21 protein-coding genes and 2 tRNA genes are annotated in these 24,799 nt (G+C 68.6%); 12 read left to right on the top strand and 11 right to left on the bottom strand.

What is annotated here, in order from left to right; genetic code table 11:
• Nucleotides 1-8 precede the first annotated feature (8 nt).
• The 8 genes from AC067M_RS21860 to rpmH form a co-directional block, all read right to left on the bottom strand.
• The gene (locus AC067M_RS21860) at nucleotides 9-1,109 is read right to left on the bottom strand and encodes a ParB/RepB/Spo0J family partition protein (protein WP_478698673.1); all 1,101 of its coding nucleotides are present in this window, start codon (nucleotides 1,107-1,109) and stop codon (nucleotides 9-11) included.
• Nucleotides 1,106-2,179 (bottom strand): ParA family protein, encoded by a 1,074-nt coding sequence (locus AC067M_RS21855; protein ID WP_478698755.1) that lies wholly within the window; start codon nucleotides 2,177-2,179, stop codon nucleotides 1,106-1,108. The genes AC067M_RS21860 and AC067M_RS21855 overlap by 4 nt, the downstream gene beginning before the upstream one ends.
• Before the next feature lie 265 nt (nucleotides 2,180-2,444).
• Nucleotides 2,445-3,161 (bottom strand): 16S rRNA (guanine(527)-N(7))-methyltransferase RsmG, encoded by a 717-nt coding sequence (gene rsmG, locus AC067M_RS21850; RefSeq protein ID WP_478698672.1) that lies wholly within the window; start codon nucleotides 3,159-3,161, stop codon nucleotides 2,445-2,447.
• A 117-nt stretch (nucleotides 3,162-3,278) separates the two neighbouring features.
• Nucleotides 3,279-3,791, bottom strand: a complete 513-nt coding sequence (locus tag AC067M_RS21845) for a Jag family protein (RefSeq protein WP_478698671.1) — start codon at nucleotides 3,789-3,791, stop codon at nucleotides 3,279-3,281.
• A 15-nt stretch (nucleotides 3,792-3,806) separates the two neighbouring features.
• A complete protein-coding gene (gene yidC, locus AC067M_RS21840) occupies nucleotides 3,807-5,090 on the bottom strand; it encodes a membrane protein insertase YidC (protein WP_478698670.1) in 1,284 nt (427 codons plus the stop codon).
• A 3-nt stretch (nucleotides 5,091-5,093) separates the two neighbouring features.
• Nucleotides 5,094-5,447: a membrane protein insertion efficiency factor YidD gene (gene yidD / locus AC067M_RS21835; RefSeq protein ID WP_478698669.1), complete on the bottom strand. Its 354-nt coding sequence runs from the start codon at nucleotides 5,445-5,447 to the stop codon at nucleotides 5,094-5,096.
• Nucleotides 5,444-5,815: a ribonuclease P protein component gene (gene rnpA / locus AC067M_RS21830; protein WP_478698668.1), complete on the bottom strand. Its 372-nt coding sequence runs from the start codon at nucleotides 5,813-5,815 to the stop codon at nucleotides 5,444-5,446. Before rnpA ends, yidD begins: the two co-directional genes overlap by 4 nt.
• Nucleotides 5,816-5,835: 20 nt before the next feature.
• Entirely contained in the window at nucleotides 5,836-5,973 is a 138-nt protein-coding gene (gene rpmH, locus AC067M_RS21825) for a 50S ribosomal protein L34 (RefSeq protein ID WP_005482975.1), read from the bottom strand.
• 383 nt (nucleotides 5,974-6,356) lie between these two features.
• Here rpmH and dnaA point away from each other — a divergent pair, with 383 nt between their 5' ends.
• The 9 genes from dnaA to AC067M_RS21780 all read left to right on the top strand — a co-directional run bounded on the left by dnaA (nucleotide 6,357) and on the right by AC067M_RS21780 (nucleotide 19,284).
• Nucleotides 6,357-8,408 (top strand): chromosomal replication initiator protein DnaA, encoded by a 2,052-nt coding sequence (dnaA, locus tag AC067M_RS21820; protein ID WP_478698667.1) that lies wholly within the window; start codon nucleotides 6,357-6,359, stop codon nucleotides 8,406-8,408.
• A gap of 894 nt (nucleotides 8,409-9,302) precedes the next feature.
• Nucleotides 9,303-10,433: a DNA polymerase III subunit beta gene (gene dnaN, locus AC067M_RS21815; RefSeq protein WP_133928034.1), complete on the top strand. Its 1,131-nt coding sequence runs from the start codon at nucleotides 9,303-9,305 to the stop codon at nucleotides 10,431-10,433.
• 159 nt (nucleotides 10,434-10,592) lie between these two features.
• Nucleotides 10,593-11,468 (top strand): phosphogluconate dehydrogenase (NAD(+)-dependent, decarboxylating), encoded by an 876-nt coding sequence (gene gnd / locus AC067M_RS21810; RefSeq protein WP_478698666.1) that lies wholly within the window; start codon nucleotides 10,593-10,595, stop codon nucleotides 11,466-11,468.
• 70 nt (nucleotides 11,469-11,538) lie between these two features.
• Entirely contained in the window at nucleotides 11,539-12,660 is a 1,122-nt protein-coding gene (gene recF, locus AC067M_RS21805; RefSeq protein ID WP_478698665.1) for a DNA replication/repair protein RecF, read from the top strand.
• Nucleotides 12,657-13,190, top strand: coding sequence for a DciA family protein (locus AC067M_RS21800; protein WP_478698664.1), 534 nt, complete (start codon nucleotides 12,657-12,659; stop codon nucleotides 13,188-13,190). Before recF ends, AC067M_RS21800 begins: the two co-directional genes overlap by 4 nt.
• Before the next feature lie 409 nt (nucleotides 13,191-13,599).
• Complete coding sequence (gyrB, locus tag AC067M_RS21795) at nucleotides 13,600-15,660, top strand: DNA topoisomerase (ATP-hydrolyzing) subunit B (RefSeq protein ID WP_478698663.1); 2,061 nt, start codon at nucleotides 13,600-13,602, stop codon at nucleotides 15,658-15,660.
• 42 nt (nucleotides 15,661-15,702) lie between these two features.
• A complete protein-coding gene (gyrA, locus tag AC067M_RS21790) occupies nucleotides 15,703-18,297 on the top strand; it encodes a DNA gyrase subunit A (RefSeq protein ID WP_478698662.1) in 2,595 nt (864 codons plus the stop codon).
• 18 nt (nucleotides 18,298-18,315) lie between these two features.
• Nucleotides 18,316-19,107: a DUF3566 domain-containing protein gene (locus AC067M_RS21785; RefSeq protein ID WP_478698661.1), complete on the top strand. Its 792-nt coding sequence runs from the start codon at nucleotides 18,316-18,318 to the stop codon at nucleotides 19,105-19,107.
• A gap of 100 nt (nucleotides 19,108-19,207) precedes the next feature.
• Nucleotides 19,208-19,284: transfer RNA gene (locus AC067M_RS21780), tRNA-Ile, on the top strand.
• 317 nt (nucleotides 19,285-19,601) lie between these two features.
• Here AC067M_RS21780 and AC067M_RS21775 read toward each other — a convergent pair.
• Nucleotides 19,602-19,964 (bottom strand): DUF6344 domain-containing protein, encoded by a 363-nt coding sequence (locus AC067M_RS21775; RefSeq protein ID WP_478698660.1) that lies wholly within the window; start codon nucleotides 19,962-19,964, stop codon nucleotides 19,602-19,604.
• A gap of 313 nt (nucleotides 19,965-20,277) precedes the next feature.
• Here AC067M_RS21775 and AC067M_RS21770 point away from each other — a divergent pair, with 313 nt between their 5' ends.
• Together AC067M_RS21770 and AC067M_RS21765 are read left to right on the top strand one after the other, a co-directional pair.
• A complete protein-coding gene (locus AC067M_RS21770; protein WP_003999697.1) occupies nucleotides 20,278-20,406 on the top strand; it encodes a DLW-39 family protein in 129 nt (42 codons plus the stop codon).
• 129 nt (nucleotides 20,407-20,535) lie between these two features.
• Nucleotides 20,536-21,930, top strand: coding sequence for a hypothetical protein (locus tag AC067M_RS21765; protein ID WP_478698659.1), 1,395 nt, complete (start codon nucleotides 20,536-20,538; stop codon nucleotides 21,928-21,930).
• Here the strand turns inward: AC067M_RS21765 and AC067M_RS21760 are convergent.
• Together AC067M_RS21760 and AC067M_RS21755 are read right to left on the bottom strand one after the other, a co-directional pair.
• The gene (locus AC067M_RS21760; protein ID WP_478698658.1) at nucleotides 21,894-23,420 is read right to left on the bottom strand and encodes a serine/threonine-protein kinase; all 1,527 of its coding nucleotides are present in this window, start codon (nucleotides 23,418-23,420) and stop codon (nucleotides 21,894-21,896) included. The two genes, AC067M_RS21765 and AC067M_RS21760, sit on opposite strands and share 37 nt — an antisense overlap.
• Before the next feature lie 188 nt (nucleotides 23,421-23,608).
• The gene (locus AC067M_RS21755; protein ID WP_478698657.1) at nucleotides 23,609-24,157 is read right to left on the bottom strand and encodes a helix-turn-helix domain-containing protein; all 549 of its coding nucleotides are present in this window, start codon (nucleotides 24,155-24,157) and stop codon (nucleotides 23,609-23,611) included.
• A gap of 179 nt (nucleotides 24,158-24,336) precedes the next feature.
• On the opposite strand from AC067M_RS21755, the gene AC067M_RS21750 reads away from it, so the two are divergent.
• Nucleotides 24,337-24,409: transfer RNA gene (locus tag AC067M_RS21750), tRNA-Ala, on the top strand.
• Nucleotides 24,410-24,799 lie beyond the last annotated feature (390 nt).

The following is a 24,799-nucleotide window of genomic DNA, read 5'->3' as shown; positions in this document are numbered from 1 at the left end:
CGTCGGTCTCAGTCCTCTGCCTCCTCGGAGTCACCGTCCAGAAGGCTCTTCTGGAGGACGGGGCCCTCACCGGGAGCAAGCGTGCTGAGGATCCGCTCAAGGTCCTCCATGGACGCGAACTCGACGGTGATCTTGCCCTTCTTCTGGCCCAGGTCCACCTTCACCCGAGTCTCGAAGCGATCCGAGAGCCGGCCCGCAAGATCGGACAGCGCCGGTGAGACCCGGGCACCCGCGCGGGGCCCCTTGGAGCGCTGAGCCTTCTGCGGCCGCGAACCCATGAGGGTCACGATCTCCTCGACCGCCCGCACCGAGAGCCCCTCGGCCACGATCCGGTGCGCAAGCCGGTCCTGCTCCTCCGAGTCCTCGACGGCGAGCAGCGCCCGCGCATGCCCCGCGGAGAGAACTCCGGCGGCTACCCGACGCTGAACGGCCGGCGACAGCTTCAGCAAGCGCAGGGTGTTGGACACCTGCGGACGGGAACGGCCGATGCGGTCGGCGAGCTGGTCGTGCGTGCAGTTGAAGTCCTGCAGCAACTGGTCGTAGGCGGCGGCCTCTTCCAGCGGGTTCAGCTGAGCCCGGTGCAGGTTCTCCAGGAGCGCGTCCAGAAGAAGCTTCTCGTCCTCCGTGGCCCGCACGATCGCCGGGATCGCGTCGAGCCCCGCCTCACGACAGGCCCGCCAGCGCCGCTCACCCATGATGAGCTCGTAGCGCCCGGAAGCCAGTTGCCGTACGACGACGGGCTGGAGGAGACCAACCTCCTTGATGGAAGTGATGAGTTCCTGCAGTGCGTCCTCGTCGAAGACCTCACGCGGCTGACGCGGGTTCGGCGAGATGGAGTCGAGGGGGATCTCGGCGAAGTGGGCACCCACGGGAGCCGCAGGCGTCTCCGCGGAGCCGTTGACCGACGGTTCCTCTGTTTCACGTGAAACAGGTGGCAACGTGGCCACCTTTGCCGCGGCCACCCCTCGGTCGGCCGCCAACACCGGTACAGCCGCGGGGGACGTGGAAGCAGTGCCCCCCGCCGCGGTCGATGCCGGCGTCCTCTCGGTCGGGGCAGCAGGGATCAGTGCGCCAAGACCACGGCCCAACCCCCTCCGTCGCTCGCTCACTGGATCCCCTCCACCATGCTCGGGTCGCTCTGTGCGCCGATGTGGGCGTGCGTCGCGTCGTAGCTGACGCCGACACCCTTCAACGCGATTTCTCGTGCCGCCTCAAGATAGGACAAGGCACCACTCGATCCTGGATCGTAAGTCAGCACCGTCTGCCCATAGCTCGGCGCCTCGGAGATACGCACCGAGCGGGGAATGCTCGTCCGTAGAACCTCGTCGCCGAAGTGGCTGCGCACCTCGTCCGCGACCTGGGACGCGAGACGCGTCCGGCCGTCGTACATGGTGAGCAGGATGGTCGACACGTGCAGCGTGGGGTTGAGGTGCCCCCGCACCAGGTCGACATTGCGCAGCAGCTGGCCCAGTCCCTCCAGTGCGTAGTACTCGCACTGAATCGGGATGAGGACCTCCTGGCCCGCCACCAACGCATTGACCGTCAGGAGGCCGAGGGAGGGCGGACAGTCGATGAGAATGTAGTCCAGCGGCTGCTCGTAGGCCTGAATGGCTCTCTCCAGCCGGCTTTCCCGTGCCACCAGGGACACCAGCTCGATCTCCGCACCGGCGAGATCGATCGTGGCGGGGGCACAGAACAGACCCTCGACATCAGGGACCGGCTGGACGACCTCGGCGAGCGGCTTACTGTCGATCAACACGTCGTAGATGGACGGAACATCGGCGTGATGGTCGATCCCGAGAGCGGTGGAGGCGTTGCCCTGAGGGTCGAGGTCGACCACCAGGACACGACCACCATGCAGCGCCAGGGAGGCCGCAAGGTTGACGGTCGTTGTGGTCTTTCCCACCCCACCCTTCTGGTTGGCGACCACGATGACACGCGTCTGCTCGGGCCGTGGCAGGCCCTCGCCGGCGCGGCCGAGAGCCTCGACCGCCAGTTGGGCAGCACGACCGATGGGAGTGTCGTCCATCGGGGGCGGTGTTTCACGTGAAACATCCTCCCCCAGCGACTCGGTACGGGGACCGGGGACCGGATCGGTCATCGGTCCCGCGATGTTGGCGTCGGACCGCAAGGATTCACTCTCCTCGACTTCAGGCTCGCAATGAACAGAGCCTCCCATGTCTTCGGGGTCGTGAACCAGTGAGGCCTGGTGTTCTGTGGAGAAATCCACCTCTGTGGACAACTCCACACCCTCTCCGAGTGAACCGAGAGGCTTACGGTCGCGGGGTTCGGCCGCAGCGCGACCACGACTGATGATGCCGTGCAACAGTGAGCGACGTTTCACGTGAAACACGATGCACAGCAGCAGTGGCCGATCTGGCTCGACACTCCGGTATGCGTAGGTTTGGCAGCTTGTGTGGAGTACGAATCGTCGTCAGGACGGATCAGCGACGGCGACGCGTACGACCGGTTCGAGCCGCCTTGGCCTTCTTCGCAGCGAAGCGCACACCGCCGGGGCTCTCCCCGACCTCCACCCGCACCACGGTGGACAACGGGTCCACGACGCCCTCGCCGACGTGAAGGATCGATGTCTCGACCGCCCCGAGCTTGCTCAGCGCGGTGGCCGCGCTCTTCAGCTCCTCCTCCGCGGTGTCGCCCTTGAGCGCGAGCATCTCCCCGTAGGGCCTGAGGAGCGGAATGCCCCAGGTGGCCAGCCGGTCCAGCGGGGCCACGGCGCGGGCCGTCACCACATGCACCGGTGTGAGCTTGCCCATGACCTCCTCGGCGCGACCGCGAACGACGGTCACATGGTCCAGACCCAGCAGCTCGACGACCTCGGTCAGGAAGGTCGTGCGCCGCAGCAGCGGCTCCAGCAGCGTGATCTTCAGGTCCTCCCGCACAAGGGCAAGAGGGATACCGGGCAGCCCCGCCCCGGAGCCGACGTCGCACACCGTCACACCCTCGGGCACGACCTCGGAGAGCACAGCGCAGTTCAGCAGGTGCCTCTCCCACAGGCGCGGCACCTCTCGCGGGCCGATGAGCCCCCGCTGCACCCCGGCCTCGGCCAGGAGCTCGGCGTACCGGACCGCATCGGCGTAGCGATCGCCGAATACGTCACGCGCCTTCTCAGGCACAGGGGGGAGTTCCGCTGCCTCCGTCACGGGGACCGTCCTTCCGTACCGCATCGGCGCTTCGCGCACCGACCACCAGAACTACCAGGCTGACAAAGTTCGGCCCCGTCTGGGAAACAGACGGGGCCGGAGGAATATGCGTACCGATCAGTTGGGGAGCACGACGACGAACCGCTGCGGCTCCTCGCCCTCGGACTCGCTGCGCAGGCCCGCGCTCTTGACCGCGTCGTGCACGACCTTGCGTTCGAAGGGCGTCATCGGCTTCATCTTCACGGGCTCGCCGGTGCTCTTGGCCTCGGCCGCGGCCTTGGCACCCAGCTCGGAGAGCTCGGCACGCTTCTTGGCCCGGTAGCCCGCGATGTCCAGCATCAGTCGGCTGCGGTCACCGGTCTCCCGGTGCACGGCCAGGCGCGTCAGCTCCTGCAGCGCCTCCAGCACCTCGCCGTCCCGGCCGACCAGCTTCTGCAGGTCGCGGCTGCCCGTGTCGCTGATGATCGACACAGAGGCGCGGTCGGCCTCGACGTCCATGTCGATGTCGCCGTCGAGATCGGCGATGTCCAGCAGACCCTCGAGGTAGTCCGCCGCGATCTCGCCCTCCTGCTCCAGGCGGGTCAGGGTGTCTGCACCCTCGGCGGCGGCGGAGGTGGTGCCTTCCGTCACGGGATGGGCTCCTTCTTACTTCTTGGACGGGGACTTGGGACGCTGCGGGCCCTTGCGCTGCCCGGACTGGGCCTTGCTGCGACCGCCGGCGCCGGGCTTCGCATCGGCCTTCTTGGCAGCGGGCTTGGCGTCCTCCGGCTCGTCGGACTTGGTCAGCGACGTCGACGGCTTCGGCTCGGTCTCGCCGGCTGCCTTCGCACCGCCGGACTGGCGCTGAGACTTGGACTGCCGCTTGGGCTGCTGACGCTTGGCGGCGGTCGCGGTGGTGCTGGTCGCCGTGCCGTCGTCGGTCTGGACGGCCGCGTGGCTCTCGCTCTTCAGCACGGTGCCATCGGCCTGCGCCGCGAGCCCCGCCTTGTTCAGGCCGTTGATGAACTTACGCTCGTGCTCGTTGCGGTCGCGGCCCTTGGTCACGATGGCCTTGACGATGGCCTTCTCACGGCGGTTGCGCGTCTTGCCGTGGCTGGTGACGTGCTTGGCGAGGCGCTCCAGGTACGCGGCCTGAGCCTTGGATCCCGGGGTCGGGTTGTTGCGGATGACGTACATCTGCTGGCCCATGGTCCACACGTTGGTGGTCAGCCAGTAGACGAGGACACCGACCGGGAAGTTGATGCCGAAGACGGCGAACATCACGGGGAAGACGTACATCAGCATCTTCTGCTGCTGCATGAACGGCGTCTTCACGGTCGTGTCGACGTTCTTCGTCATCAGCTGGCGCTGCGTGTAGAACTGCGACGCCGACATCAGGACGATCATGATCGCGGTGACGACCCGGACGTCGGTCAGCGAGGCTCCGAGCGCCTCCACCTTCGACGAGCTGTCGGTGAACTTCGCGGCCAGCGGAGCCCCGAAGATGTGCGCATTCTGCGCGCTCTCCAGCAGGCTCTTGTTGATCACGCCGATGGTGTCGCCCGTCGCGATGCCGTTGAGCACGTGGTACAGGGCGAAGAAGAACGGGGACTGCGCCAGGATGGGAAGGCACGAGGAGAGCGGGTTGGTGCCCGTCTCCTTGTACAGCTTCATCATCTCTTCGGACTGACGCGCTTTGTCGTTCTTGTAGCGCTCCTGGATCTTCTTCATCTCGGGCTGGAGCGTCTGCATGGCCCGCGTCGACTTGATCTGCTTCACGAAGAGCGGGATCAGGCAGATACGGATCAGGATCACCAGGGACACGATCGACAGGCCCCAGGCCCACCCGGTGTCGGGGCCGAAGATGGCGCCGTACACCGTGTGGAACTGGACGATGACCCAGGAGACAGGTGTCGTGATGAAGCTGAAGAGGCTGGCAATCGTGTCCACTAATCATGCTCCTTGGGCATGGGACGGTGTCTCTGCGGCCGGGCTCGAAGCACCATTCGCTTCGGTGGCCGTTTCGGCGGCGGAGGGCCCGCCCCTGCGTGCGCGCCAAGCGCCTCGCAGCATTTCGTGCCACCGCGGACGCTTGCGCGGCGGGACATGGTCCACACCGCCCAGCGACCACGGATTGCATCGAAGGATGCGCCAGGCGGTCAGTGCCGTTCCCTTGATCGCGCCGTGCCGGTCGATGGCCGTGTAGCCGTAGTGGGAGCACGACGGGTAGTACTTGCAGACCGGCCCGAGCAGCGGACTGATCGTCCACTGGTAGAGCTTGATCAGAGCCAGCAGCGGGTACTTCATCGCGCGCCCCCTCCCAGTAGCCGCTGAAGGGCGGCATCCAGGTCTTGGGCCAGCTGTGCATGGTCGGCGTCACCCGCACCGGGCAGCGCTCGTACGACTACCAGGCTACCGGGGGGAAACAGGGCGACTCGGTCACGCATCAGGTGGCGTAGCCGGCGCTTCACGGTGTTGCGTACGACCGCTCCGCCCACGGCCTTGCTCACGACGAAACCCGCACGCGTCGGGAGAGCGCTCTCCCCAGGCGCGTGCGGGTCCGTGGCACCGCTACGAAGATGGACGACGAGGAGCGGGCGGCCTGCCCGGCGACCCCGTCGTACCGCGGTCGCGAAGTCTTCGCGCCGCCTCAGCCGATGCTCGGTAGGCAGCACGACGTCATGACCTGATCAGATCAGGCGGAAAGGCTGGCGCGACCCTTGCTGCGGCGGTTCGCGAGAATCGCGCGGCCGGCACGGGTACGCATCCGCAGGCGGAAGCCGTGGGTCTTCGCGCGGCGACGGTTGTTCGGCTGGAAGGTGCGCTTGCTCACTCGGGGGCTCCAGAAGAAATCGGTAGTTGCGGGGTGCCGTCCTGGCTGTCACCGTGCGCCCACGAGTAGCTCTCGTTACGCCCGTGTGCACCGCTTTCCGATCACCTGACGCGATCTGTGCCCATCGGAGGCAGGCGGCAGCAGCCATCGACAACTCGACCTGGTTACGGTACGCGCGGCTACGCCATCCGGTCAAACCAGGGATCCACGAGCAACTACGGAGAGACACTATCCACAGGCTGGGGACAACAACTTGAACCGCAGCCGTCGCCCTGACTACCGTGACTGGACTCCGATTCGTTCCCTTATCCCTGCCCCACCCGATTTACATCCCGACCCGTCCCACACCACACGTTCGTGGGACCTGCGAGAGAGCGTGCCCTGTGGCTGACGTACCTGCCGATCTTGCCGCAGTGTGGCCACGCGTACTGGAACAGCTTCTCGGTGAGGGTCGCGGCCAGGGTGTCGAGACGAAGGACGAGCACTGGATCCGGCGCTGTCAGCCGCTCGCGCTGGTCGCCGACACCGCGCTGCTCGCCGTACCGAACGAATTCGCGAAGGGCGTGCTCGAGGGCCGCCTCGCCCCGATCGTCAGCGAGAGCCTGAGCCGCGAGTGCGGCCGCCCGATCCGTATCGCGATCACCGTGGACGACTCCGCGGGCGACCCCCCGGCCCCGTCGGCGCCCCCCACCCGTCCTCAGTCGCGCTACGACGACCAGCCGAGGTACGACGAGAAGCCCCGCTACGACGAACAGCCGCGTTACGAAGACCCGTCGAGGTACGAGGAGCCCGAGCTCCCCTCCACCCCCTACGGCGGCTACGGCCGCCACCGCGCGGACGACCACGGACCGGGCCGCGGCGAACAGATGCCCGACGGCGACCCGCAGCCCCCCACGCGCGCGGACCAACTCCCGACGGCCCGCCCCGCGTACCCCTCGGAGTACCAGCGCCCCGAGCCCGGCGCCTGGCCGCGTCCCTCGCAGGAGGAGTACGGCTGGCAGCAGCAGCGGCTCGGCTTCCCGGAGCGCGACCCCTACGCGTCCCCGTCGCAGGAGTCGTACGGCGGTCGCGGCCAGGACTCCTATGGCGGTCAGGGACATGACGCTTACGGCGCTCCGGCGCAGGACGCGTACGGCTCGCCCGCGCAGGACTACCGCCCGCAGCCCATGGAGCGCCCGCCGTACGACCAGCAGCGCTCCGATTACGACTCGCCGCGAGCCGACTACGACTCCTCCCGCGCGGGCCACGACCAGCGCGACGGCGGCCGCCGTGACCTGCCCGAGCCACCGGTCGGTTCCGGGCACGTCCACCGCGGTGGCCCCGTCGGCTCCAACCTGCCCACCACCGGCGCGCCCGGCCCGCTGGCCGCGCAGCCCGCGCCGGCGACCGGGCCCGGGGAGCCGACCGCGCGCCTGAATCCGAAGTACCTCTTCGACACGTTCGTCATCGGCGCGTCGAACCGCTTCGCCCACGCGGCCGCGGTCGCCGTGGCCGAGGCGCCGGCGAAGGCGTACAACCCGCTCTTCATCTACGGCGAGTCCGGGCTCGGCAAGACGCACCTGTTGCACGCGATCGGACACTACGCGCGGAGCCTCTACCCGGGCACGCGCGTGCGCTACGTGAGCTCGGAGGAGTTCACCAACGAGTTCATCAACTCCATCCGCGACGGCAAGGGCGACAGCTTCCGCAAGCGGTACCGCGAGATGGACATCCTGCTCGTCGACGACATCCAGTTCCTGGCGGACAAGGAGTCGACGCAGGAGGAGTTCTTCCACACGTTCAACACGCTCCACAACGCCAACAAGCAGATCGTCCTCAGCAGTGACCGGCCGCCGAAACAGCTGGTGACCCTGGAGGACCGGCTGCGGAACCGTTTCGAGTGGGGCCTGATCACCGACGTGCAGCCGCCCGAGCTGGAGACGCGCATCGCGATCCTGCGCAAGAAGGCGGTCCAGGAGCAGCTCAACGCCCCGCCGGAGGTTCTGGAGTTCATCGCCTCGCGGATCTCGCGCAACATCCGCGAGCTGGAGGGCGCGCTGATCCGGGTGACGGCGTTCGCGTCGCTCAACCGGCAGCCGGTGGACCTGGGCCTGACCGAGATCGTCCTGAAGGACCTGATCCCCGGTGGCGAGGACTCGGCGCCCGAGATCACCTCGACGGCGATCATGAGCGCGACGGCCGACTACTTCGGGCTCACCGTGGAGGACCTGTGCGGCACCTCGCGCGGCCGGGCCCTGGTCACCGCCCGCCAGATCGCCATGTACCTGTGCCGTGAGCTCACGGACCTGTCGCTGCCGAAGATCGGCGCGTTGTTCGGCGGCCGCGACCACACGACGGTCATGCATGCCGATCGCAAGATCCGCAATCTGATGGCCGAGCGGCGTTCCATCTACAACCAGGTCACCGAGCTCACCAACCGCATCAAGGCCGGCTGACAGCAGCCGCCACGCGTCACTGAGGGCGCCCCCGGGAGGACATCCCGGGGGCGCCCTTCGTCTTCCCCGGGCCGCTGCGAGGGCTCGCCCCTGGTCATGGCGTGGACAGCCGCTGTTCGAATAGCTGCCGGGTTACGGCCACTCTCCACAGATTCGACGACTTTTTCCCGTCCACACCCTGGGGACTGCGAAGTTGTCCATACGGTGTCCACAGGGCGTCCTGTTGAGGGACCATCGGGCCAGGTCAACTGGTTGTGGATTCGTGGACGAAGGATCTCCACAGCCTGTGGACGAAGAATTGATCCACAAGCTGTGCACGAAGTTGTCCACGGGCAACCCACAGGCTGGGGCCGGTTGTCCCCAGCGTTGGGCCGCTTCTCCACATGCCTGTCCACTGTTCGGCAACGCGACGCACCTGCTCACCGTGTCGAGTGAAAGGCGTCACACGAAGCTGCCGGGTTGGCCTGTGGGAAAGGTGGGTAAAGCTGGGGACGCCGCTGGGGAGAACTCGCCTCAGGCTGTGCATGGGGTGTGCAGAACTTTCTGTTCTCCACAGACACCCCGGGTTGTCCACCGCCTCCACCCACAGGGCCAGTGGACAAAATTCCCGCTCTGAGCTGGGAAAACGTAGTTATCCACGGTATCCACAGCCCCTACTACTACTCCCAACTAGAGAGAGCTGGGAATCCGTTTCGAAGTGGGCCCTGTGCACAACTCGCTCTTCGGCGCTCGGCTGCCCCTCGTCACGACTTGACCCCGAGAGGCACCTACTGTCAGTGCGGTGCGTCAGACTGTTCCCCGGTGTCCTTCCCACCACGGGAACCGGCGACACCGAGACAGACGACGAGGGCCAGGCAGAGCGAGAAGCGCCGGCAACAGCAGGAGGCGGCAACAGTGAAGATCCGGGTGGAACGCGACGTACTCGCGGAGGCAGTTGCCTGGGCGGCGCGCAGCCTCCCGGCCCGTCCGCCGGCGCCTGTCCTCGCCGGCCTGCTGCTGAAGGCCGAGGACGGCCAGCTGAGCCTGTCCAGCTTCGACTACGAGGTCTCCGCGCGAGTGTCGGTGGAGACCGAGGTCGAGGAGGAGGGCACCGTCCTCGTCTCCGGCCGTCTGCTGGCCGACATCTGCCGTGCCCTCCCCAACCGCCCGGTGGAGATTTCCACAGACGGTGTACGGGCGACCGTGGTCTGCGGCTCCTCGCGGTTCACACTCCACACCCTGCCTGTGGAGGAGTACCCGGCTCTGCCTCAGATGCCGAACGCCACGGGCACGGTCCCCGGCGAGGTCTTCGCCTCCGCCGTGCAGCAGGTCGCCATCGCCGCCGGCCGTGACGACACGCTGCCCGTCCTGACCGGTGTGCGCATCGAGATCGAGGGTGACACCGTCACGCTGGCCTCCACCGACCGCTACCGCTTCGCGGTCCGCGAGTTCCTGTGGAAGCCGGAGAACCCGGAGGTCTCCGCGGTCGCCCTGGTGCCCGCCAAGACCCTCCAGGACACCGCCAAGGCGCTCACCAACGGCGACAGCGTGATCCTGGCGCTGTCCGGCTCGGGCTCGGGCGAGGGCCTCATCGGCTTCGAGGGCGCCGGACGTCGCACGACGACGCGCCTGCTGGAGGGCGACCTCCCGAAGTACCGCACGCTGTTCCCGACCGAGTTCAACTCCGTCGCGGTGATCGAGACCGCCCCCTTCGTGGAGGCCGTCAAGCGCGTGGCCCTGGTCGCCGAGCGCAACACCCCGGTGCGGCTCAGCTTCGAGCAGGGCGTGCTGATCCTGGAGGCCGGCTCCAGCGACGACGCACAGGCTGTGGAAAGGGTCGACGCCCAGCTGGAGGGCGACGACATCTCCATCGCCTTCAACCCGACCTTCCTGCTGGACGGCCTGAGCGCCATCGACTCCCCCGTGGCCCAGCTCTCCTTCACGACGTCCACGAAGCCCGCGCTGCTCAGCGGCAAGCCGGCGGTGGACGCCGAGGCGGACGAGGCATACAAGTACCTGATCATGCCGGTGCGCCTCAGCGGCTGACGGCGTTCCTCAGAGAACCCGCAGGTCGGGGCATACGTCTGAGCGCGTATGCCCACAGATGTGAGCGAGCGTCCGGGTCTAGGCTCGGACGCGGGTACGAAAGTGCCGCGGCACCTGTGTGCCGTCACGCCACGTCGCAGAACCTAAGGAACACAACTGATGGAGCTCGGTCTCGTCGGCCTCGGCAAGATGGGCGGCAACATGCGCGAGCGGATCCGCCGCGCGGGCCACACCGTCGTCGGATACGACCGCAACCCGGACCTCGCGGATGTCCACACCCTGAAGGAGCTTGTGGACAGCCTCAAGGGCCCGCGCGTCGTATGGGTGATGGTCCCGGCAGGTGCCGCCACCCAGTCGACCATCGACGAGCTCGCCGAGCTCCTCGAACCCGGTGACGTCGTCGTGGACGGCGGCAACTCCCGCTGGACCGACGACGAGAAGCACGCCGAGGAACTGGCCGCCAAGGGCATAGGCTTCGTCGACTGCGGCGTCTCCGGCGGCGTCTGGGGCCTGGAGAACGGCTATGCGCTGATGTACGGCGGCGACGCGGAGAACGTCGCCAAGGCGCAGCCGATCTTCGACGCCCTCAAGCCGAAGGGCGACCTCGGCGCCGTGCACGCCGGCAAGGTCGGCGCGGGCCACTTCGCGAAGATGGTCCACAACGGCATCGAGTACGCCATGATGCAGGCCTACGCCGAGGGCTGGGAGCTCCTGGAGAAGGTCGACTCCGTCACGGACGTGCGCGAGGTCTTCCGCTCCTGGCAGGACGGCACCGTCATCCGCTCCTGGCTGCTCGACCTCGCGGTCAACGCCCTCGACGAGGACGAGCACCTGGACCGGCTGAAGGGTTTCGCACAGGACTCCGGCGAGGGACGCTGGACTGTGGAAGCCGCCATCGACCACGCGGTGCCGCTGCCGGCGATCACCGCGTCGCTGTTCGCCCGGTTCGCGTCCCGCCAGGACGACTCGCCGCAGATGAAGATGATCGCGGCGCTGCGGAACCAGTTCGGCGGCCACGCGGTCGAGAAGAAGTAACCCGGTACGTCGACGAGACGTCACCCGGCAATCCGTACCCGAGCACTGTGGGGGAGGTCGGCACCCGACCATGCACGTCACGCACCTGTCGCTGGCCGACTTCCGCTCGTACGCCCGGGTCGAGGTCCCGCTCGACCCGGGCGTCACCGCCTTCGTCGGCCCCAACGGGCAGGGCAAGACGAACCTCGTCGAGGCCGTCGGCTATCTCGCCACCCTCGGCAGCCACCGCGTCGCCTCCGACGCGCCCCTGGTCCGTATGGGCGCCGACCGCGCGGTCGTCCGCGCGCAGGTCCGCCAGGGCGAGCGGCAGCAGCTCATCGAGCTGGAGCTGAACCCCGGCAAGGCCAACCGCGCCCGTATCAACAGGTCCTCCCAGGTCAGGCCCCGTGACGTGCTGGGGATCGTCCGGACCGTCCTCTTCGCGCCCGAGGACCTCGCCCTGGTCAAGGGCGACCCCGGAGAGCGACGCCGCTTCCTGGACGAGCTGATCACCGCCCGCTCCCCGCGCATGGCGGGCGTGCGCTCCGACTACGAGCGGGTGCTCAAGCAGCGCAACACCCTCCTGAAGTCGGCCGCGCTGGCCCGTCGGCACGGCGGCCGCTCCATGGACCTGTCCACACTCGACGTCTGGGACCAGCACCTCGCGCGCGTGGGCGCCGAACTGCTTGCCCAGCGCCTCGACCTGATCGCCGCGATCCAGCCGCTGGCCGACAAGGCCTACGAGCAACTGGCGCCCGGCGGCGGCCCCGTGGCCCTGGAGTACAAGCCGTCCGCGCCCGGCGAGGCCCACACGCGCGAGGACCTCTACGCCCAGCTCATCGCGGCGCTCGCCGACGCCCGCAAGCAGGAGGTCGAGCGGGGCGTCACTCTCGTAGGGCCTCATCGGGACGATTTGATTCTCAAACTCGGTCAGTTGCCGGCCAAGGGATACGCCTCCCACGGCGAGTCCTGGTCCTACGCGCTGGCGCTGCGGCTGGCCTCGTACGACCTGCTGCGGGCCGAGGGCAACGAGCCGGTGCTGATCCTCGACGACGTCTTCGCCGAGCTGGACGCCAGGCGCCGGGAGCGGCTGGCGGAGCTGGTCGCGCCCGGTGAGCAGGTACTGGTGACGGCCGCGGTCGACGACGACGTACCGCATGTGCTGGCGGGGGCGCGGTACGCCGTGGCCGACGGGGCGGTGGAGCGCGTATGAGCGCCGACGAACCGGCCCCGAAGACGCCCGAACCCTCCGGCGTCGACCTCGCGCGCGTGGCGCTGCGCGCGGCCCGGGAGCAGGCACGCGCGCGTGGGGACGCGGCGCAGCAGCGGAAGCAGGCGCGTCGCGGGGGCGGCCTGCGCTCCGGTGCGCGTGCCGACGGCCGCGACCCGATGGCGCTCGGCGCCGCGATCAACCGGTTGCTCACCGAGCGCGGCTGGGAGGCCCCGGCCGCGGTGGGCGGCGTCATGGGCCGCTGGCCGGAGATCGTCGGCGAGGACGTGGCCAAGCACTGCGTACCGGAGCGGTACGACGAGGACGAGCGGGTCCTCGTGGTGCGCTGCGACTCCACGGCCTGGGCGACCAACCTGCGCCTGCTCGCCCCGACGCTGGTCGCCCGCCTGAACGAGGACCTGGGCCACGGCGCGGTGAAGCAGATCAAGGTCTACGGACCCGGGGGTCCCGCCCGCCGCTACGGCCCGCTGCGCGCCCCCGGGAGCACGGGTCCCGGCGACACCTACGGGTGACCTCTGTCACATTGCTGTCGGTGCCGAAGTGGCGTCGGCGCCTTTGTCATGCCACCGCGACGGGCCCGCGACACCCTCGCACACCGATGCGGAAAGCGACCTGACCCGGGGGTAGCAACGGGTTGACACCCGGAAGCTCTGAGTGCCGCTGTGAGCCTCTTGGAGCCCCCATCCACATATCGGGACCCGTCCGAGACCGGTTGAGGGCGGCACATCAGGACTCAGGTACCGGCAAACCCCCATCACTGTCGGCGCTACCGGTAGACTGGAAGACAATCCCGCCCCGAACGTGGGGACCGTCCGGGAAAAGCTGAGCAACGCTGACCAAGGCTTACCAACGCAACATGCCGCGGCCGCTCCGGCAACCCGCCGACGAGCCCGGCTCGTGCTGTGCCAGAAAGGGCGCTTCGTGGCCGATTCCGGCAACCCCAACGAGAACATCCCGTCCACCGACACCGGCGCCGACGCCGCGGTGACCTCGTCGAACGGCGAGGTCACCGCCTCGTACGACGCCAGCGCCATCACCGTCCTCGAGGGTCTGGACGCGGTCCGCAAGCGACCCGGTATGTACATCGGTTCCACCGGTGAGCGTGGCCTGCACCACCTCGTGTACGAGGTCGTCGACAACTCCGTCGACGAGGCCCTGGCCGGGCACGCGGACACGATCGAGGTGACGATCCTCGCCGACGGTGGCGTCCGCGTCGTCGACAACGGCCGTGGCATCCCGGTGGGCATCGTCGCGTCCGAGGGCAAGCCGGCCCTCGAGGTCGTGCTGACCGTGCTCCACGCGGGCGGCAAGTTCGGTGGCGGCGGCTACGCGGTCTCCGGTGGTCTGCACGGCGTCGGTGTCTCGGTCGTGAACGCCCTGTCGAGCAAGGTCTCCGTCGAGGTCCGGACCGACGGTCACCGCTGGACGCAGGACTACAAGATGGGCGTCCCGACTGCCCCGCTCGCGAAGCACGAGGCCATCGAGGAGACCGGCACCTCGGTCACCTTCTGGGCCGACGGCGACATCTTCGAGACCACCGAATACTCCTTCGAGACGCTCTCGCGGCGCTTCCAGGAGATGGCGTTCCTCAACAAGGGTTTGACGATCAAACTCACGGACGAGCGCGAGTCCGCCAAGGCCGTGACCGGTGCCGACGAGGCCGGTGCGGACGCCAAGGACGAGGTCAAGACCGTCACGTACCACTACGAGGGCGGCATCGTCGACTTCGTGAAGTACCTCAACTCCCGCAAGGGGGACGTGGTGCACCCCACTGTCATCGACCTGGAGGCCGAGGACAAGGACAAGAGCCTGTCCCTCGAGGTCGCCATGCAGTGGAACGGCGGCTACACGGAGGGCGTGTACTCCTTCGCCAACATCATCCACACGCACGAGGGCGGTACGCACGAAGAGGGCTTCCGCTCGGCGCTCACCAACCTGATCAACAAGTACGCGCGCGACAAGAGGCTGCTGCGGGAGAAGGACGACAACCTCACGGGTGACGACATCCGCGAGGGTCTGACCGCGATCATCTCGGTCAAGTTGAGCGAGCCCCAGTTCGAGGGGCAGACCAAGACCAAGCTGGGCAACACGGAGGCCAAGACCTTCGTCCAGAAGGCGGTCTACGAGCACCTCAACGACTGGCTGGACCGCAACCCGGTCGAGGCGGCGGACATCGTCCGCAAGGGCATCCAGGCGGCCACCGCGCGAGTGGCGGCCCGCAAGGCCCGTGACCTGACGCGTCGCAAGGGCCTCCTTGAGTCGGCCTCTCTGCCGGGCAAGCTCTCCGACTGCCAGTCGAACGACCCCATCAAGTGCGAGATCTTCATCGTCGAGGGTGACTCCGCCGGCGGTTCGGCCAAGTCCGGCCGCAACCCGCAGTACCAGGCGATCCTCCCGATCCGCGGCAAGATCCTGAACGTCGAGAAGGCCAGGATCGACAAGATCCTGCAGAACCAGGAGATCCAGGCGCTGATCTCCGCCTTCGGCACCGGAGTCCACGAGGACTTCGACATCGAGAAGCTCCGTTATCACAAGATCATTCTGATGGCGGACGCCGACGTCGACGGCCAGCACATCAGCACCCTGCTGCTCACCTTCCTGTTCCGCTTCATGCGGCCGCTGGTCGAGGCCGGGCACGTGTACCTCTCCCGTCCTCCGCTGTACAAGATCAAGTGGGGCCGGGACGACATCGAGTACGCGTACTCGGACCGCGAGCGCGACGCGCTGATCGAGATGGGCCGCCAGCGCGGCAAGCGCATCCGCGAGGACTCCATCCAGCGCTTCAAGGGTCTCGGCGAGATGAACGCCGAGGAACTGCGTGTGACCACGATGGACCAGGAGCACCGGGTCCTCGGCCAGGTCACCCTCGACGACGCCGCCCAGGCCGACGACCTGTTCTCGGTCCTCATGGGCGAGGACGTCGAGGCCCGCCGCCAGTTCATCCAGCGAAACGCCAAGGACGTCCGCTTCCTCGACATCTGAGTCGGTCTCAGCTGACCGCACCAGGAAGGATCTTCACCAGCAATGGCCGACGAGAACACTCCCGTCACCTCTGAAGAGGGCGGCATTATCGCCCAGCGTGTCGAGCCCGTCGGGCTCGAGACCGAGATGCAGCGCTCGTACCTCGACTACGCGATGTCCGTCATCGTCTCGCGTGCGCTGCCCGACGTCCGGGACGGTCTCAAGCCCGTCCACCGCCGCGTCCTGTACGCCATGTACGACGGCGGCTACCGCCCCGAGCGCGGCTTCTACAAGTGCGCGCGCGTGGTCGGCGACGTCATGGGCAACTACCACCCCCACGGCGACAGCTCGATCTACGACGCCTTGGTCCGCCTCGCCCAGCCGTGGTCGATGCGGATGCCGCTGGTGGACTCCAACGGCAACTTCGGCTCCCCGGGCAACGACCCGGCGGCGGCGATGCGCTACACCGAGTGCAAGATGGCGCCGCTGTCGATGGAGATGGTCCGCGACATCGACGAGGAGACCGTCGACTTCACGGACAACTACGACGGCCGCTCCCAGGAGCCGACCGTCCTGCCGGCACGCTTCCCGAACCTGCTGATCAACGGCTCGGCCGGTATCGCGGTCGGCATGGCGACCAACATCCCGCCGCACAACCTGCGCGAGGTCGCGGCCGGCGCCCAGTGGTACCTGGAGAATCCCGAGGCGTCCCACGAGGAGCTCCTTGATGCGCTCATCGAGCGCATCAAGGGCCCCGACTTCCCGACCGGCGCGCTCGTCGTGGGCCGCAAGGGCATCGAGGAGGCGTACCGTACCGGCCGCGGCTCGATCACGATGCGCGCGGTCGTCGCGGTCGAGGAGATCCAGAACCGCCAGTGCCTGGTGGTCACGGAGCTGCCCTATCAGGTCAACCCCGACAACCTCGCGCAGAAGATCGCCGACCTGGTGAAGGACGGCAAGGTGGGCGGCATCGCCGACGTCCGCGACGAGACGTCGTCTCGTACGGGGCAGCGGTTGGTCATCGTCCTGAAGCGCGACGCGGTCGCCAAGGTCGTCCTGAACAACCTCTACAAGCACACGGACCTGCAGACCAACTTCGGCGCCAACATGCTGGCGCTGGTCGACGGCGTCCCGCGCACGCTCTCCCTGGACGCGTTCATCCGCCACTGGGTGACGCACCAGATCGAGGTCGTCGTCCGCCGTACGCGCTTCCGGCTGCGCAAGGCCGAGGAGCGGGCGCACATCCTGCGCGGCCTGCTGAAGGCCCTGGACGCCATCGACGAGGTCATCGCGCTCATCCGTCGCAGCGACACCGTCGAGATCGCGCGCGGGGGCCTGATGGAGCTCCTGGAGATCGACGAGATCCAGGCCAACGCCATCCTCGAGATGCAGCTGCGGCGACTGGCCGCCCTGGAGCGCCAGAAGATCGTCCAGGAGCACGACGAGCTCCAGGCGAAGATCAACGAGTACAACGAGATCCTCGCGTCGCCGGTCCGTCAGCGCGGCATCGTCAGTGCGGAACTCGCCGCGATCGTCGAGAAGTTCGGCGACGACCGCAAGACCATGCTGGTGCCCTACGACGGTGACATGTCCATCGAGGACCTGATCGCCGAGGAGGACATCGTCGTCACCGTCACGCGCGGTGGCTACGTCAAGCGCACCAAGACCGTCGACTACCGGGCGCAGAAGCGCGGCGGCAAGGGCGTGCGCGGCGCGAAACTGAAGGAAGACGACATCGTCGACCACTTCTTCGTGTCGACCACGCACCACTGGCTGTTGTTCTTCACCAACAAGGGCCGCGTGTACCGCGCCAAGGCGTACGAGCTCCCCGACGCCGGCCGTGACGCGCGCGGACAGCACGTCGCCAACCTGCTGGCCTTCCAGCCGGACGAGGCTATCGCCGAGATCCTCGCCATCCGCGACTACGACGCGACGCCGTACCTGGTTCTCGCGACCAAGGCCGGCTTGGTCAAGAAGACGCCTCTGAAGGATTACGATTCCCCTCGTTCCGGCGGTGTGATCGCGATCAACCTCCGTGAGCGGGAGGACGGTTCCGACGACGAACTGATCGGAGCCGAACTGGTCTCGGCGGACGACGACTTGCTTCTGATCAGCAAGAAGGCGCAGTCGATCAGGTTCACCGCCACGGACGAGTCGCTGCGTCCCATGGGTCGCGCCACCTCCGGTGTCAAGGGCATGAGTTTCCGTGAGGGAGACGAACTGCTCTCGATGAATGTTGTTCGACCCGGTACGTTCGTGTTCACTGCCACAGACGGTGGGTACGCGAAGCGGACTGCCGTCGACGACTACCGCGTTCAGGGTCGCGGCGGCCTCGGTATCAAGGCCGCCAAGATCGTCGAGGATCGCGGTTCGCTCGTCGGCGCGCTGGTGGTCGAGGAGACCGATGAGATCCTCGCCATCACGCTGTCGGGCGGTGTGATTCGTACGCGAGTCAACGAGATCAGGGAGACGGGCCGTGACACCATGGGCGTCCAACTGATCAACCTGGGCAAGCGCGATGCCGTGGTCGGCATCGCCCGTAACGCCGAGGCGGGACGCGAGGCGGAGGAGGTCGACGGCGATGTGGTCGTCGACGAGACCGCCGACAGTGTCGCGCCCACCGGCACGGACGAGGGTGAGGCGCCCTCGTCCGAGTAGCACGAGGAGTGAGTCATCGTGAGCGGAGCCACGGGCGCCGGGTCGACCGGTTCCGGTACCTCCACCGGTACGGAAACGGACGGCGGCGGCCGTGGCTCCGCCGCGCGTGCGACGGATACGCACACGACCCAGCTGAAGGCGATCAAGGCACCCGTGGCCGACTCGCAGTCGCATGACGCCCAGGGACCCCAGGGGGGAGCTGTGACGGACTCCCGAGGTCCGCAGGCCCAGCACAAGGACGCCGGCGCGCAGGGACAGCCGCAGGCCCGGCCCGCGGCGCCGCAGCCGGCCTCCGCGCCGCCCGCATCGCCGCTTCCGGGGGAGCGCTCCCCGCAGCAGGCCGCGGGGCCGTACCACCCGCCGCAGGCTTACCAGGCGCAGGCACCCGCCCCCTCCGGGGCCGTACGCCGCCCGCGCACGGGGGCGAGCACCACGCCCCGCGTCCGCAAGGCGCGTCTGCGGGTGGCCAAGGCAGACCCGTGGTCCGTGATGAAGGTCAGCTTCCTGCTCTCCATCGCGCTGGGCATCTGCACGATCGTCGCGGCGGCCGTGCTGTGGATGGTCATGGACGCGATGGGTGTCTTCTCCTCGGTCGGCGGCACGATCGCGGAAGCCACCGGCTCCAACGAGTCGAACGGCTTCGACCTCCAGTCGTTCCTCTCCCTCCCCCATGTGCTGATGTTCACGTCGGTCATCGCGGTCATCGACGTCGTCCTCGCGACGGCCCTCGCGACCCTCGGCGCGTTCATCTACAACCTCTCCGCGGGCTTCGTCGGCGGGGTCGAGCTGACGCTGGCCGAGGACGAGTGAGGGTCGCCTGACGGTCCTCCGACAACCGATTTTGGGACTGCCCACGTCGTGCGCTAATCTTCAGGAGTCAGCGCGCGGGACACACACCGCAGAGCGCGGCGGGGCTATAGCTCAGTTGGTTAGAGCGCATCCCTGATAAGGATGAGGCCACAGGTTCAAATCCTGTTAGCCCCACCAGCGAGAAGACCCCCGGTCCACACGGATCGGGGGTCTTTGCATTGACGGCTGACATCGGCCGCCGGGGTCGTGTCCGGGAAGCGGAGTGCGCGACGGGAAGCAGGGCCACCAAAGCCGCACGGAGGCGGTGTGGAGCGGGTCTGCCCGACTCGACTGTTCGCAGCGCCGGGGCCGCATCGACGCAGGGGAACAGCGACCTCGCTGAGGGGCAGCGGGGGTGAGTCATGGCAAGAGGCCCGGGCGCTCCTGGGGGAGCGGCCGGGCCTCTTGGGGCGTACGCAAGTTCGCCGTTGGGTTGTGCTGGTGGGGCGGGGGTGTCAGCGCTGGAGGGGGATGGCGGGCCTGGGTGGGGTGTCGCAGGCGGGCTGGGAGGCTCGGGTGGTGGCTTGCGCTTGCGGGTCGGCGAGGGGGCGGTGGCGGCAGCTGGGGGACTTGCCGTGGGCCTCGGCTCGGATGCGCTGCTTCATCGTGGGGGGCAGGGCCCGGGCATGGGACCAGGCCCAGGGGGTCATCGCCGGTGGTGTCACGTGTGCGGTGCTGTCGTCGCTGCTGTTGCGTGCGGTTCCGGTCTCCTGTACGGCCGCGGCGGCGGTCGTCGTGACGAGGCCGAGCGTCGTGCACAGCGCGAGGAAGGCGGTGACGATGGCGGTCCACAGCTTCATGACCTGGTTCTGGGCCATGACCCCTCACTTTCGGGTTGGGCGAGTTGCGTACTTTCCTCATGATGTGTACGGGGGGCGCGAAGTGGTGGACCTACGCCCGTGGCGCGTCGATCTTCGGATGAACACCACTCGGATGGACCTATGAGGGGCGAAAGGTAAGAAGAGCGGAGAAAGGGGGGCACTCGGTGCACACTCGGAATACCGGCATCCGCTTCTACTGAGCCGTACCGAACGGTAGTTGGCGATCGACGTAGGTCACCGATCGATATCGATCGGTGTGTATAGTCGGGCGGCAGAGGTCCCCTACGTCAAGGAAAGACGAGGTCGCGCGGTGAAGAAGCTGCTCCTGGTCGCACTGGCCGCCATCGGCGGGCTCCTCGTGTACCGCCAGATCCAGGCGGATCGCGCCGAGCAGGATCTGTGGACGGAGGCGACTGACTCCGTGCCCACGGGTTCGTGAGTCCCGACACCGGAATCTGAACAGACCCCGACCGCCCTCGCGGTCGGGGTTTTGCGTCGTCTCGGGGGTGTCGTACGGCCCGGCGAGGCAGGATGGGCCACGGTTCGGGCAGCGACGAGGGGGCGTGCGATGGGGCGGCGTACGACGGCGTGGCGGCGCGCGGGAGAACGGCGCGGACGGCGCGGTCGTCGGCCCGCGCCCCCGCGCGTGACCGTCGCCGGTGCCGTACTCTGCGCCGCCGTCGCACTCCCCGCGCCGGGCGCGCTGGCGGTCGGACTGCCGACCGCCGGGGCCTACGCCTTCGCCGACGACGCCCGGGCCGTCGAGGGCGCGACGAGCACCACCGACGCCGAACGCCTGGAACCCGGCCGCACCTACCGGAGCACCCTCCCGGCCGGCGGGAAGATCTACTACCGCCTCGAACTCGACGACACCTCCAACGCGTACGTCTCCGCCACCGCCGTCCCCGGCCCCGGCACCACCGTCGCCGCCACCGACGGGCTCAAGGTCACCGTGCAGGACGCCGACAGCCACAGCTGCTCCGTCGAGAGCCAGACCCTCGGGGCCGCGCGCAGCCCCCATCCGATCGCGGCCTGGGGCGAGCGCGAGGTGGCGCCGGGCAAGAGCCTGTGCCAGGGAGCGGGCACGTATTACGTGGTCGTCGAGCGGCTCCGTACGACAGGCGGCTCTTCGGCCGGCTCCTCTACAGGCTCCTCTGCGGACGACTGGGATCTGGAGCTCGCCCCCGTCTCCGAGCCGCCGCTACGGCAGGCCGGCGCGACCAGCGCGCCCGAGGTCTGGGACTCCGCCACGCCCGCACCCCTCAGCGGTGAGCCCGTGAATCGCGAGGGCGGAGCCGGCTTCAGCACCGCCACCCCCGTGGGCCAGGGCGTCTGGCACAGCGACATCGCACCCGGGCAGACCCTCTTCTACGCGGTGCCGGTCGACTGGGGCCGACAGCTCCACGCCACCGCCGAGCTGGGCAGCGCGCCCGACGGCGAGGGCTACGCGGTCGCCGCCCTGGAGATGTCGCTGTACAACCCGGTGCGCGCGCACGTCGAGGACGTCGGCGTCGGCTACGACGGACGGCAGAAGTCGGCTTCGCTCGCCCCCGTGCCGCCGGTCGCGTACGCCAACCGCCACGACGTGGGCGACCAGGTCCGGGGCATGCGGTTCGCCGGCTCCTACTACCTCGTCGTCCACCTGGCCGCGCAGGTGGCCGACCGGTTCGGCGACGGGCCGTTCGGGCTGACCCTGCGGGTACGGGTCGGCGGGGCGGGGGAGCCCGGCCCCGCATACGCGGGGCAGTCCGTGCCGCGGGGCGTCTTCGAGATCACGGCACAGGACCGTCTGGCCGCGGCCGAGGGCGCCGCCGCCGATGACACCACCGCGATGCGGGCGCTCGCCGTCGGAGGCATCGGGACGGGTACCGCGCTCCTGGTCGTCCTCGGGGTGTGGACGGGGACGGCCCGGCGCAGGGCCTCCGCTCAGATACGTGCGAGCGCCCAGAACCCGACGCCGTAGCAGACCAGCGCGAGCAGCAGCAGCGGGACCGCGATCCTGGCGGGCGGCCCGGGCCGCCGGGCGCGATGCCGAGCCGTGTCCTGGGCCGGGAGGGGAGCCTGCGGGGTCTGAGCCGTGTACGAGGCAGTGGCGGTGTGAGGGCGCGTGGGCAACGCGTAGGTGGGATCGTGAGGGGCGTGCGAGGCGTGGTGGGCCGACGACGGGTACGCCGCCTGCGCCGGTGTGTACGCCGGGTCCGCCGGCGGCCGCACAGCGGGTGGCTGAGGGGCCGAGACCGGTTGGGGGGAGGACACGGAGGGCTGCGGAGGCGGCAGGTGGAAGCTGCCGGTGTCCGACATGCTGAGCGGCTGTGAGGGCGTGGACGGCTGCGCGGGAGTCGCGGGCATGGCCTGCTGGGACGGCACGGGCGGCTGCGAAGCCCTGGACGGCTGCGGCGGTCCACTTCGGCGTGGATCGTCGGGTACGACGCCGGAGGCGGGCCGGGAGCCCGTCGTGTCCCCGACCGGCTGCCCGACCGGCTGCCCGGGCGGCACCCCCACGGGAGGTGTCCCCCCAACAGGCGTCCCCTCCGCAGGAGTCACCCCCCTTCCGTCCACCCCCGGCACCCGTCTCAGCGGCCCCTCGGGGCCGAACCCCTTTGGCAGGGGCCCGAGTTGGTCGAAGATCTCGATCAGCTCGTCGTCGGGGCCCGGCTCGGGCAGCAGCTCCACAGCGGCGGCCAGCGCCTTGCGGGCCCCCGTGGCCGTGCGGAAGCGAGCCTGCGGATCCGGCTGCAGCAGGGACGCCACGACCTGCCACAGGGGCTCCGGAACGCTCTTGGGGGCAGCGGGCGTTCCGTGCTCCGCGAAGTACTGGACGAGTGCCTTGGCGTCCGGCTTCGCGCCCTCGAGCAGGTAGAGCGCGACGAGGCCGACGGCGAACAGGTCGGCGGGGAAGTCCGGTTCGGCCCCCATCATCTGCTCGGGGGCGAGATAACCGGGCGTCCCCACCACGAGGTTGGTCTCCGTCAGCCGCGGTTCGCCCAGCCGCATCGCGATGCCGAAGTCGGACAGACGCAGCCGCGGCCGACCGGTGCCGGTGGCTTCCAGCAGCACGTTGGCGGGCTTGATGTCCCGGTGGACGACGCCTTCGTCGTGCACCGCGGCGAGCCCGGCGAGCAACTGGTCCAGCAGGGTGCAGACGAACGCCGGTGGCAGCGGACCGTAGTCACCCACGAGGTGGACCAGTGAGCCGCCGGCGACGAGGTCCATGGTGAACAGGACCTTGTCGTCGTCGGCGGCCCAGCTGGCGGGCGCGAGCACATGGGGGTGGTCGATCCGCAGCGCCTGCTCGCGGACGAACCGCAGCAACGAGTGGGCGTCGCTCTGCTGGAGGACCTTGGCGGCCACATAGCGACGGCGCCGATGGTCCCAGGCGCGCCAGACGGCGCCGACTCCGCCGCGTCCGATCGGGTCGGCCAGTTCGTACCGGCCGGCGAACACCTCACCCATGGCTGCGCGCTGCTCCTCCCCCTCAGGCCTCCCCCGTTCCCTCCCCCATGGAGAGGGCTACGACCCCTCGAGTCCCCCTTGATGAGTGATACGCCCGTGCCCCTCGCGGGTACCCCCTGCCGCTGGTCTGCGACTCCCCCTGCCGTCGGCCCGGTTGCCGAACCCCCTTCGGTGACCGGGCCGTGGGCTCAGGACTGGTGGGACTGGTAGTGCGCCACCGCGTCGGACGTGCGGCCGGCGCCGTACACCTTGAGGAACTCGGCCAGTTCCGGATGGCTCGTGGCCAGGGTGTCCGCGGCCTCGATGATGTCGCCCGCGGCGGCCACCGAGCGCAGCAGCGACTGGATCTCGCGGACCACACGCTTGACTGTGGGTGCCCCCGAACTGTTCGTCGTCTGTGTGGTGTTGCTGAGCACCGATCCCCCCTGTGACCTCTTGATCTCGTCCATGCGGTCGGTCGCCTCGGCGGCGCTCACGCTGCCGTCCGCGACCTGTCCGGCCAAGTCCTGCAGCAGCTGCACCCGCTGGACCACGGCCGGATTGCCGATCTTCGCCCGCTGACCGCTCATCAGCTGCGACAGCATCGGTGCGGACAGTCCCAGTACCCCCGCGAGACGAGCCTGGTTGAGACCAAGATCGTCGATGAGCTTACGGAAGAGCGCCCCCAGCGGCTCCCCGTACCAGTTCCGCTGCAGTTCCCGCGCTCTCGCGGTCGCTTCCTGCTGTGCGGCGTCCATTGCGTCTCCCCATCGCTTCCCCAAATACCGCGGTTCGCTGTAGCGAACCACGACGAGCATCTTACGGAGAGTGGCCGTCCGCGGGGACCCCCCATATTTTGCGAGATACCGGGGGCGACCCGGTACTCTGGTCTGCGGCGCCCACCGGTATGGGGATCCTCCGGTGAGGCGTTCCTTTCGGGGCCTTAGCTCAGTTGGTAGAGCGCTGTCTTTGCATGGCAGATGTCAGGGGTTCGACTCCCCTAGGCTCCACTTCCCGGACCGGTCGGATGCGCCTCACGGCGCCCGGCCGGTCCTTTGTCTGTATCGGGTGATGTGTATCACTCGAAGGGGCGGGCGGAGTGGCGCCGCCCTTTGCGCAAACTGGCGCGAACGGTGTGACGTGGGTGCCTGCCCCGCAGGTGGCGGAAGCGTGGTAGCGCTCCCACCTGGTCTGATGCAAACAACGCGGTCGTGGTTCCACGTGAAACAACGCCAGGTGTGAAACGAGCGGTGTGAAACGAGTGGCGTGAAACAGTCGGTGTGAAACAAGCGGTGTGAAACACACAGCGCTGTGGGGGGGGGGGGGGGGGGGGGGGGGGGGGTGGGGGGGGGGTGGTGTGTCGTTGGGTGTCTTTTTTCTTGGTTCTGTGGGGGTACGAG

Source organism: Streptomyces sp. NPDC043427 (assembly GCF_056436655.1).
The sequence above is the reverse complement of the archived record's forward strand: the minus strand, read 5'-3'. Positions and strand labels throughout refer to the sequence as shown.

What these genes read in the sequence shown, in the direction of transcription:
- recF (WP_478698665.1), top strand. Translation starts at nt 11,539, where the DNA reads ATGCACGTCACGCACCTGTCGCTGGCCGACTTCCGCTCGTACGCCCGG.
- gyrA (WP_478698662.1), top strand. Translation starts at nt 15,703, where the DNA reads ATGGCCGACGAGAACACTCCCGTCACCTCTGAAGAGGGCGGCATTATC.
- AC067M_RS21755 (WP_478698657.1), bottom strand. Translation starts at nt 24,157, where the DNA reads ATGGACGCCGCACAGCAGGAAGCGACCGCGAGAGCGCGGGAACTGCAG.
- AC067M_RS21760 (WP_478698658.1), bottom strand. Translation starts at nt 23,420, where the DNA reads ATGGGTGAGGTGTTCGCCGGCCGGTACGAACTGGCCGACCCGATCGGA.
- AC067M_RS21800 (WP_478698664.1), top strand. Translation starts at nt 12,657, where the DNA reads ATGAGCGCCGACGAACCGGCCCCGAAGACGCCCGAACCCTCCGGCGTC.
- gnd (WP_478698666.1), top strand. Translation starts at nt 10,593, where the DNA reads ATGGAGCTCGGTCTCGTCGGCCTCGGCAAGATGGGCGGCAACATGCGC.
- AC067M_RS21775 (WP_478698660.1), bottom strand. Translation starts at nt 19,964, where the DNA reads ATGGCCCAGAACCAGGTCATGAAGCTGTGGACCGCCATCGTCACCGCC.
- AC067M_RS21855 (WP_478698755.1), bottom strand. Translation starts at nt 2,179, where the DNA reads ATGGGAGGCTCTGTTCATTGCGAGCCTGAAGTCGAGGAGAGTGAATCC.
- yidD (WP_478698669.1), bottom strand. Translation starts at nt 5,447, where the DNA reads ATGAAGTACCCGCTGCTGGCTCTGATCAAGCTCTACCAGTGGACGATC.
- AC067M_RS21765 (WP_478698659.1), top strand. Translation starts at nt 20,536, where the DNA reads ATGGGGCGGCGTACGACGGCGTGGCGGCGCGCGGGAGAACGGCGCGGA.